The organism is Actinomycetota bacterium (assembly GCA_036280995.1).
Lineage (GTDB): Bacteria > Actinomycetota > CALGFH01 > CALGFH01 > CALGFH01 > CALGFH01.
The window spans coordinates 1-8,916 of the sequence record DASUPQ010000778.1 but is presented as its reverse complement, the minus strand read 5'-3'; the positions used below and the strand labels follow the sequence as shown (position 1 = coordinate 8,916).

Genomic DNA, 8,916 nt, shown 5'->3' with positions numbered 1-8,916 from the left:
GGCGCAACCCATCCGCCACGCTCGAATCCGCCGCTGCGGTCCTCGTCCGGCGCGCCGAGTCCCTGCATCACGCCGTCGACGGTGACCATCGTGGTGGTCGTGAGCTTCATGATCGCGGTTCCCTTCTCGTCAGCTCCTTCTCCTTCACCAGCAGTTCCTCGCGCGCGGCCTCCCACTCCTGCGGCGAGACGACCGCCGGTAGGTTCATGTCGGCTGGTGGTTGCATTTCGGTGTCGGCTCCTTCCGTGGTCGTCGGCGCAGGCGCCATTCAATGAGAGACGCGGATGTAGTCGATGAGCATCGTCGTCGGGAACGACGCCGAGCTGTCGGGGCGCCGCGAGAAGGTCCCACCCACGGCCACGTTGACGAGCAGGAAGAAGTCGTGGTCGAAGACCCAGGGATTGCCGTGGAGGTCGTCGGGGGTCAGCGTGCGGTAGAGCTCGTCGTCGAGGTACCAGCGGATGCGGTCGGGCTCCCAGTGGACCGAGTACACGTGGAAGTCGTCGGCGAGGCTGGCGTCGGCGGTGTGCGACGCGGTGATCCCCGCATGGCCGGCGTACCCCGGCCCATGGACCGTGCCGTGGACGGTTGCCGGGTCGTCGCCGAAGTTCTCCATGACGTCGATCTCGCCGCATGCCGGCCATCCGACCTCGTCGATGTTCTGGCCGAGCATCCAGAAGGCGGGCCAGACGCCCCGGCCCCGCGGCAGGCGGATCCGGGCCTGCACCAGACCGTAGGAGAACGCGGCCCGGTCCTTGGTGATCAGTCGGGCGGAGGTGTACTCGCAGCCGCCGAATCGGCGCTGCCGCTGCCGCGGGTCCGGTCGCCGGACGGTGATGGCGAGGTTCCCGCTTCCGTCGAGCGCGGCGTTCTCGGTGCCGTCGGTGTAGTACTGCAGCTCCTGGTTGCCCCAGCCGTGCCCGCCGACCTCAGGCCGCCAGGTGGCAGGGCTCACCGGCTGGCCCGCGGCCCCGTCGAACTCCTCCGACCAGGCGACCGACCCTCCAGGCGGCTCGCCGAGCAGATGGCCGTTCATGCTTTCGGGCAGACGCGATCGCGCACGTGGGTGACCCCCGGTGCGTCGGCGGCGGTGACGAAGGTGATCGGCATGTCGAGCACGATCTTGGCCATCGATACCTTCTCCTTGGTCGGATCGGCCGAGGTCAGGCCGCGGCCGGTGCCTGGCCCAGCGGGATCACCCGGGCGGTCGCGGTGGCGGTGGCGACGACCGCCTCGTCGCCGTCGAGCAGCGACGCCTCCAGGAACACCAGGTCCCCGTCGCGGTGGACGACCCGGCCCTGGCCGATCAGCCGGCCCGGGCGGACCGGCCGCAGGAAGCTGACATTGAGCTGGAGGGTCGACTGGAACTGGTCGGGCTCCAGGGTGGCCAGCAGGGCCGGGCCGACGGTGTCGAACAGCATCGCGGCCAGGAACGCGCCGAGCACGTTGCCGGCCGGGTTGGTGAACGCCTCGGTGGCCGCGAACGCCACCTCGATGGTGCCCGCCTCCACGTCGGCGTCGATGAACTCGAAGCCGAGGGTCGCCGCCGCCGGAGGGATCGGCGCCCGTCCCTCGACCCCGTCCCAGAACGGCCCTGACCGCCCCTGCATCGCTCCTCCTTGCTTAGCGGAACTCACCTTCGGCCAGGTTAGGAAGCGGCGCCGCCGTCTTGAACGGAATTGACCTGGGGTCCTCCGAGCAGGAGGTAGGTGACCAGCTCTCCCTTGCCCTTGACCTGGATCGGTCCCCGCCGCTGGAACCGGTAGCGGTCGCGGAGCCGCCGGTAGGTCCGCTCGGTCACCTGGATGCAGCCCTCGACCCCGTGCGACTCCATGCGGCTGGCGGTGTTCACGGTGTCGCCCCACAGGTCGTAGCTGAACTTGGTGGTGCCGATCACCCCGGCCACCACCGGGCCGGTGTCGATCCCGATGCGGACCTGGAGCGGCTGGCCCGCCGGGTCGGCATGCCGGCTGGCCTCCTCCCGCATGGCCAGGGCCATCTCGGCCACCGCCTGGGCATGGTCGGGCCGGGGCTCGGGCAGCCCGCCGGCCACCATGTAGGCGTCCCCGATGGTCTTGATCTTCTCCAGCCCGTGGCGCCGGGCCAGCCGGTCGAAGGCGGTGAACAGGTCGTTCAGGACCTGCACCACCCGCTCCGGGCTGCTCTGGTCGCTGCTGCGGGTGAAGTCGACCAGGTCGGCGAAGAGCACCGTGACCTCCGGGAACCGGTCGGCGATCACGGCCTCGTCCTGCTTGAGCCGGTCGGCGACCGGTGCCGGGAGGACGTTGAGCAGGAGCCGCTCGGAGCGGTCCTGCTCGGCCACCAGCAGGCGGTGCTCCCGGTCCAGGGCGCGCCGGGTGCGCACCGCCTCCCCGAGCAGCAGCACGGCGGCCAGCAGCGCGAGGTCGGAGACGGCGCTGTTGAGCAGCCGGGTGGCCGACTCCTCGGGCAGCGCCTGCGGGGCGTACAGGGCGAACCACACGAGTGGTGAACCACCGAACCACAGGACGACCGCCAGCGCCCAGACGCGGTAACCGGCCGCCCAGGCGGTGGCCAGCGCGACCGAGAGCGGCACGGCGGCGAACAGCCCCGGATAGTCGAACTGGTTGTAGAACACGAGGATCGCCGCGGACGCGAGCAGCACCGGCAGGGGCCACCGTCGCCGGAGCAGCGCCAGGGCGGCGATGGTCAGCCCGAGCCCGTAGGCGAACGCGTCGGGCGGAGCGCCCTGGTCCGCCCCGACGCTGATCGCGACCGTGATCGCGACCGCCAGGGCCACCGACAATCCGGCATCGATCAGCCACGCGGGAAGGTGCTCTCGCCTCCACCGCCCCGACCTTCCGTCCATGCCCGGACCTTACGCCGGGTCGCTGCCGCCCGGGCGACCGGAAGCTCCCCAACGACAGGGATGGCTTCGGCGAGCACGGCCAGCCGGTCCCGGGTCCACGGACCCGGGGTGAGGACGACCACGTGCTCGATGCCGAGCGCGGCCGCCTCCCGGCAACGGGCGACGAACGCGTCGGCGGGCTCCCCGGCCTCCAGCCGGGTGCTGAGGGTCTTCTCGATCTCCTCGTAGGGGCGGCCGAGGTCGGCGCAGTGCCTGGCCAGGACCGCGAGCTTGTGGGTGACGGTGCGGCCGCCGTCGGGGATGTCGAACAGGTTGCAGGCGTCGGCATACCGGGCGACCAGCCGCAGGGTCTTGCGCTCGCCGGCGCCTCCGACCAGGATCGGTGGCCCGGGACGCTGGGTGGGCGGCGGGCTGCCCACCGGCCGCCCCAGCCGGTAGTGGCGGCCGGCGAACGGGGTGTCGTCGCCGGCCCACATCCGGGCCGCGATCTGGAGCGTCTCCTCCAGCCGCTGGAACCGCTCGGCCACCGGGGGCAGGGGCAGGCCCATGGCATCGGCCTCCTCGCCGTGGTAGCCGGCGCCGATCCCCAGCCAGGCGCGCCCGCCCGAGAGCACGTCCACGGTGGTGACGGCCTTGACCAGCAAGGCCGGGGGCCGGAAGGTCACGCCGGTGACCATGGTGCCGAGCCGGACCCGTTCGGTCTGGGCGGCCAGGAACCCCAGGGTGGTGTAGGCCTCCAGCATCTCGGTGTCGCCGGGGCCGGCGGTCGGGTCGGCCTGGAGCAGGTGGTCGGGCACCCAGACGGTGTCGACCCCGGCCTCCTCGGCGGCGCCGGCCAGCCGCGCCAGCTCCGCACCGGGGCCGCCGGGCCAGGAGTAGCTGGTCAGGTTGAGGCTGACGCGCATCCCGCCGGTGGCGGTCACGGGGACGGCGGGCCGGCGGGAGGCTGCAGCGGTCATCGGTTCCTCCTCCTCGTCTCGTTGACGGTCAGGCTAGGCACGGATGGCGACGGCGTCTCGAACGGAACTGACCGTGGCGCTGATCGTGGCCGCGACCACGGCGGCGATCGACAAGAAGGTGCGGATGGTGTGCCACAGCTCCCAGCGGGTCTGGATCGACCGCCAGTCACCGGGCAGGGTGGCCGCCGTCCAGGTCTCGATCTGGTTGTCGATCGGGACCTCGACGGCCAGGGTGATCACCAGCGCCGCGACCATGAGCAGGAACCCGGCCGCCATCCACCAGAACGCCGCCGTGCGCCCGCCGGACCGCTGCAGGGCCAGGGTGACCAGCGCACTGAGCAGGGCGAGGGGCAGGAGGATGGCCATCGGCACCCCCAGGTTCCGGATCATCTCGTGGCCGACGGCGAGGAAGGTCTCGGGCGAAAGCCGGCCCATGGTCCGGCTCAGGGAGAACCAGGTGCCCCAGAACACCCCCATGACCAGGGCGAACAGGACGATGGTGATGGCCTGGGCGACGCGGACCTTCACAGCTCGCTCCTTTCTTAGACTCACTCCAAAGATAGAGCAGAACCAGGAATCGTGCTATGTTGCGCCTGACATGGAGCTGGGACTGCGCGAGCGCAAGAAGGAGCGGACACGGCGGCTGATCGCCGACACCGCGTGGCGGCTGTTCGCCGACCGGGGCTTCGAGCAGGTGACGGTCGCCGAGGTCGCCCGCCAGGCGGAGGTCGCGGTGGCCACCGTGTTCAACTACTTCCCGGCCAAGGAGGACCTCTTCTTCTTCCGGCTCGAGGCCTTCGGGGCCCACCTGGTCGACGCCGTCGCCACCCGGGCGGCGGGCGAGCCGGTGCTGGTGGCCTTCCGGCGTCACCTGCTGTCCTCCGGTGGGCTGCTCGCCCAGGTGGAGGCCGGTGATCTCCAGGCGCTGGAGCGGCTGCGGACCGTCAACCGCGTGATCGCCGCCAGCCCGGCCCTGCAGGCTCGCGAGCAGCAGGCGTTCGCCCGCAACGCCGAGGCCCTGGCCGCCCGGCTCGCCGCCGAGACCGGCGCCCCGGCCGACGACCTCCGTCCCCAGGTCGCGGCGAACGCCCTCATCGGCGTCCAGCGCGCGCTGCTCGACTACACCCGCCGCCGGGTCCTGGCCGACGAGGAGCCCACCCGGCTCGCCGCCGACGTCCGCAGGCTCAGCGAAGACGCGTTCGCCCTGCTCGCGCAGGGCCTCGGCGACTACCCCCACTGAGCCCGCACGCCGTCTCATGCCAGGGTGAGCAGGGCGACCCCGGCGAGCAGGACGGCGACCCCGAGCAGACGGCGGCGGGAGATGGGGCGGCGTGCCAGCCGGAGCAGCCCGTAGCGGTCGACAGCGACCGAGGCGAGCTGCTGGCCGCCGACGGTCAGGGCGACCACGGGCGCGGCGCCGAGCTCGGCCCGGAGCTGGGCGTTGACCGCCCCCTGGACCGGGAGCACGGCGCCTGGGCGAGGCTGTTCGAGCCGCGGCTGCGCCAGGACAACGTCTTCCGGTACGTCCTGGCGACCAAGTAGGCTCGTACTCCAGGTGGTGGACGGCGGGGAGCGGGCGTGGCGCGGGTCGACGGCCCCGGGCAGGTGACCGCCCGGCCGGCGAAGGGGATCGAGCGGTGGGTGCCGGGGCTGCGCACGCTGCGCGAGTACCAGCGCCCCTGGCTGGCCAGCGACCTGATGGCCGGGCTGGTGCTGACCGCCCTGCTGGTGCCGGTGGGCATGGGGTACGCCCAGGCGGCCGGGCTGCCGCCCATCACCGGGCTGTACGCGACCATCGTGCCGCTGGTCGCCTACGCCATCTTCGGGCCGTCGCGGGTGATGGTGCTCGGGCCCGACTCGTCGCTGGCGGCGGTCATCGCGGCCGTGATCCTGCCCCTGGGGGGCGACGACCCGGAGACGGCGGTCGCCCTGGCCGGCGCCCTGTCCATCCTGACCGGGCTGATCATCGTGCTCGCCGGCACGGCCAGGCTGGGGTTCGTGACCGAGCTGCTGTCGCGGCCGGTGCAGGTCGGCTACCTGTGCGGCATCGCCGCCACCATCCTGGTCGGGCAGCTCCCGCGGCTGTGCGGCTTCTCGATCGAGGGCCGGGGTCTGCTGACCGAGATCCGCGACTTCGTCCAGGGGGTGGCCGACGGGCGGGTGAACCGGGCCGCCCTGGCCGTCGGGGTGACCGGGATCGTGGTGATCGTCGTCATGCGCCGGCTCTGGCGGACCGTCCCCGGGGTCATGGTGGCCGTGCTCGTCGGCATCGCCGCCGTGACCTTGTTCGACCTTGACACCGAGGGCGTGCAGGTCCTCGGCGTGCTCCCCCAGGGCCTGCCGACCCTGGCCTTCCCGGCCTTCGAGCTGGCCGACCTGGGGGCGCTGTTCAGCGGCGCCCTGGGCATCGCCCTGGTCGCGGTGGCCGACACCACCGTGCTGTCGCAGTCGCTGGCCTCCCAGCGCAACGAGGAGGTCGACCCCGACCAGGAGCTGCGCGCCCTCGGCGCCGCCAACCTGGCCTCCGGCCTGTTCCAGGGCTTCGCCATCTCCAGCAGCGCCTCCCGCACCCCGGTGGCCGTGGCCGCCGGCGCCCGCTCCCAGCTCACCCCCCTGGTCGGCGCCGTCGCCATCGCCCTGCTGCTGGTGTTCGCCCCCGGCCTGCTGCGCAACCTCCCCCTGCCGATGCTGGCCGCGATCGTGATCACCGCCGCCATCGGCCTGATCGACATGGCCGGGGTCCGGCGCCTGTACCAGGTCCGCCGTTCCGAGTTCGTTCTCTGGCTGGCCGCCTTCCTCGGGGTCGCCCTGCTCGGGGTGCTGGTCGGCATCTTCGTGGCCATCGTGCTCTCGCTGGGCGACTTCGTCCGCCGGGCCTGGCGCCCCCACGACGCCGTCCTGGGCCGCGAGGACGAGCTCAAGGGCTACCACGACATCGACCGCCACCCCAGCGCCCGGCTCATCCCCGGCCTGCTCCTCTACCGCTTCGACGCGCCCCTGTTCTTCGCCAACGCCGGCTACTTCCGCCGCCGGGTCCGCCGGCTGGTCACCGAGGCCATCCACCCCGTCCGCTGGGTGGTGGTCGCCGCCGAGCCCATCACCGACATCGACACCACCGCCGCCGGCACCCTCCACGAGTTGCTCGAAGAGCTGCACAATGAGCACGTGACCCTCGCCTTCGCTGAGCTCAAGGGCCCGGTCAAGGACCGGCTGCGGCGCTACGGCCTGTTCGACGCCGTCGGCGCCGACCACTTCTTCCCCACCGTCGGCACGGCCGTCGACGGCTACGTCGCCGCCACCGGCACCACCTGGGTCGACTGGGAGGAACGCCGCACCCCCACCCCGGACGCCCCCGCATGAGGTACGAGATCCTCGCCGAGGCCTACCGGGACCTGGAGGCCGCCAGCGCGCGGCTGGAGCTGATCGGGCGGCTGGCCGAGCTCTTCCGGGAGACCCCGGACGAGCTGCTGCCGACGGTGGCGCTGCTCTGCCAGGGGCAGATCGCGCCCGACTTCGCCGGGGTCGAGCTGGGGATGGCCGACCGGCTGGCCGCCCGGGCGGTCGCCGAGGCCGCCGGCGCGCCCGTCGAGCAGGTCCTGGCCGGCGCCCGGGACACCGGCGACCTGGGCCTGACCGCCGAACAGCTGCTGGAGGAGCTGGAGCCCGGCCGGCCGGCCACCCTTGCCGTGGAGCGGGTGTTCGAGGGCCTGCACGAGATCGCCGAGGCCCAGGGCACCGGCTCCCAGGGCCGCAAGCTGGCCGGACTGGTCGGCCTGCTCCGGCAGGCCACGCCGCTGGAGGCCCGCTACCTGCTGCGCACGGTCACGGCCAACCTGCGGCTGGGGATCGGGACCGCCACCATCCTGGACGCCCTGGCCGAGGTCCACGCCGGCGGCCGCAAGCAGCGACCGGTCCTGGAGCGGGCCTACAACATCTGCTCCGACCTCGGCCTGGTCGCGGCCACGCTCGTCACCGAGGGCCTGGCCGCGGTCGAGGCGATGGAGGTGCGGGCCGGGAACCCGGTGCGGCCGATGCTGGCCCAGCGCCTCGGCGAACCGGCCGAGATCCTGGCCAAGCTGGGCGGGTCGTGCGCGGCCGAGTACAAGTACGACGGGATCCGGGTCCAGGCCCACCGCACCGCCGACGGCGCCCTTGAGCTGTACACGCGGCGGCTGGACCGGGTCTCGACCCAGTTCCCCGAGGTGGTGCAGCTGCTCTCCGAGAGCCTGAAGCCGCGCGAGGTGATCCTGGAGGGCGAGGTGGTGGCCTTCGACCCGGCCTCCGGCGAACTGCGCCCCTTCCAGGACGTGATGTTCCGCCGCCGCAAGTACGGCATCGCCGAGGCGACCAAGGACTTCCCGGTGAGCATGTTCTGCTTCGAGCTGCTGTACGCCGACGGGACCGACCTGACCCGCCTGCCCTACCTGGAGCGGCGCGCCCGGCTGGCCGAGGCGATCACGCCGTCGGCGCGGCTGCGGCTGGCCACCGCCGAGCAGGTCGGCGACGAGGCGGCCATGGAGCGGGTGTTCGAGCAGGCGGTGGCCGAGGGCTGCGAGGGGGTGATCTGCAAGTCGGTCGCCCCGACGGCGCAGTACCAGGCCGGGGCCCGGGGCTGGCAGTGGATCAAGCTCAAGCGCGACTACCGCAGCGAGCTCACCGACACCCTTGACCTGGTCGTGGTCGGCGGCCTGGCCGGACGGGGCCGCCGCGCCGGGATGTACGGGGCGCTGCTGCTCGGCGTCTACGACCCGGCCGGCGACCGGTTCCAGACGATCTGCAAGTGCGGCACCGGCTTCTCCGACGCCGAGCTGGCCGCGCTGCCGGCCCGGATGGCGCCGCTGGTGCGGGCGCAGCGGCCGGCCAGGGTGGACTCACGCTGGCACGCCGACGTGTGGTTCGAGCCCACCCTGGTGGTCGAGGTGCTGGCCGCCGAGATCACCCTGTCGCCCCACCACACCGCCGGGTGGGGGCTGCTCAAGGAGGACGCCGGCCTGGCCCTGCGGTTCCCCCGCTTCACCGGCCGCTGGCGCGACGACAAGGCCCCCACCGACGCCACCACCGTGGACGAGGTCGTAACCATGTACCGCGCCGCCCGGCGGGCCCCCGCCG

10 protein-coding genes and 1 pseudogene are annotated in these 8,916 nt (G+C 72.9%); 3 read left to right on the top strand and 8 right to left on the bottom strand.

Translation table 11 applies throughout. The annotated features are described in order from the left end of the window. From VF468_26040 to VF468_26010, 7 genes and pseudogenes are all read right to left on the bottom strand, one after another. Positions 1-110: dihydrofolate reductase (locus tag VF468_26040; protein HEX5881748.1), on the bottom strand; the 110-nt coding region annotated here is incomplete at its 3' end. Between the two features lie 14 nt (positions 111-124). Beyond that, positions 125-208, bottom strand: a pseudogene (locus VF468_26035) (DUF899 domain-containing protein). A gap of 60 nt (positions 209-268) precedes the next feature. Continuing rightward, positions 269-1,036, bottom strand: a complete 768-nt coding sequence (locus VF468_26030; protein ID HEX5881747.1) for a glycoside hydrolase family 16 protein — start codon at positions 1,034-1,036, stop codon at positions 269-271. A gap of 127 nt (positions 1,037-1,163) precedes the next feature. Beyond that, the gene (locus VF468_26025; GenBank protein ID HEX5881746.1) at positions 1,164-1,610 is read right to left on the bottom strand and encodes a PaaI family thioesterase; all 447 of its coding nucleotides are present in this window, start codon (positions 1,608-1,610) and stop codon (positions 1,164-1,166) included. Positions 1,611-1,648: 38 nt separating this feature from the next. Then, complete coding sequence (locus tag VF468_26020; GenBank protein ID HEX5881745.1) at positions 1,649-2,779, bottom strand: adenylate/guanylate cyclase domain-containing protein; 1,131 nt, start codon at positions 2,777-2,779, stop codon at positions 1,649-1,651. A 17-nt stretch (positions 2,780-2,796) separates the two neighbouring features. Then, positions 2,797-3,753, bottom strand: a complete 957-nt coding sequence (locus VF468_26015; protein ID HEX5881744.1) for a TIGR03560 family F420-dependent LLM class oxidoreductase — start codon at positions 3,751-3,753, stop codon at positions 2,797-2,799. Positions 3,754-3,840: 87 nt separating this feature from the next. After that, positions 3,841-4,335: a DUF1772 domain-containing protein gene (locus tag VF468_26010; GenBank protein ID HEX5881743.1), complete on the bottom strand. Its 495-nt coding sequence runs from the start codon at positions 4,333-4,335 to the stop codon at positions 3,841-3,843. Between the two features lie 70 nt (positions 4,336-4,405). On the opposite strand from VF468_26010, the gene VF468_26005 reads away from it, so the two are divergent. Beyond that, positions 4,406-5,047, top strand: coding sequence for a TetR family transcriptional regulator (locus VF468_26005; protein HEX5881742.1), 642 nt, complete (start codon positions 4,406-4,408; stop codon positions 5,045-5,047). Between the two features lie 14 nt (positions 5,048-5,061). Here the strand turns inward: VF468_26005 and VF468_26000 are convergent, their stop codons facing one another. Further along, complete coding sequence (locus VF468_26000) at positions 5,062-5,274, bottom strand: DMT family transporter (protein HEX5881741.1); 213 nt, start codon at positions 5,272-5,274, stop codon at positions 5,062-5,064. A 111-nt stretch (positions 5,275-5,385) separates the two neighbouring features. Between VF468_26000 and sulP the strand changes: the two genes are divergently transcribed. Together sulP and VF468_25990 are read left to right on the top strand one after the other, a co-directional pair. Continuing rightward, complete coding sequence (gene sulP, locus VF468_25995) at positions 5,386-7,167, top strand: sulfate permease (GenBank protein ID HEX5881740.1); 1,782 nt, start codon at positions 5,386-5,388, stop codon at positions 7,165-7,167. Next, the coding region (locus tag VF468_25990; GenBank protein ID HEX5881739.1) for an ATP-dependent DNA ligase at positions 7,164-8,916 on the top strand (1,753 nt) is incomplete at its 3' end. The genes sulP and VF468_25990, both read left to right, overlap by 4 nt.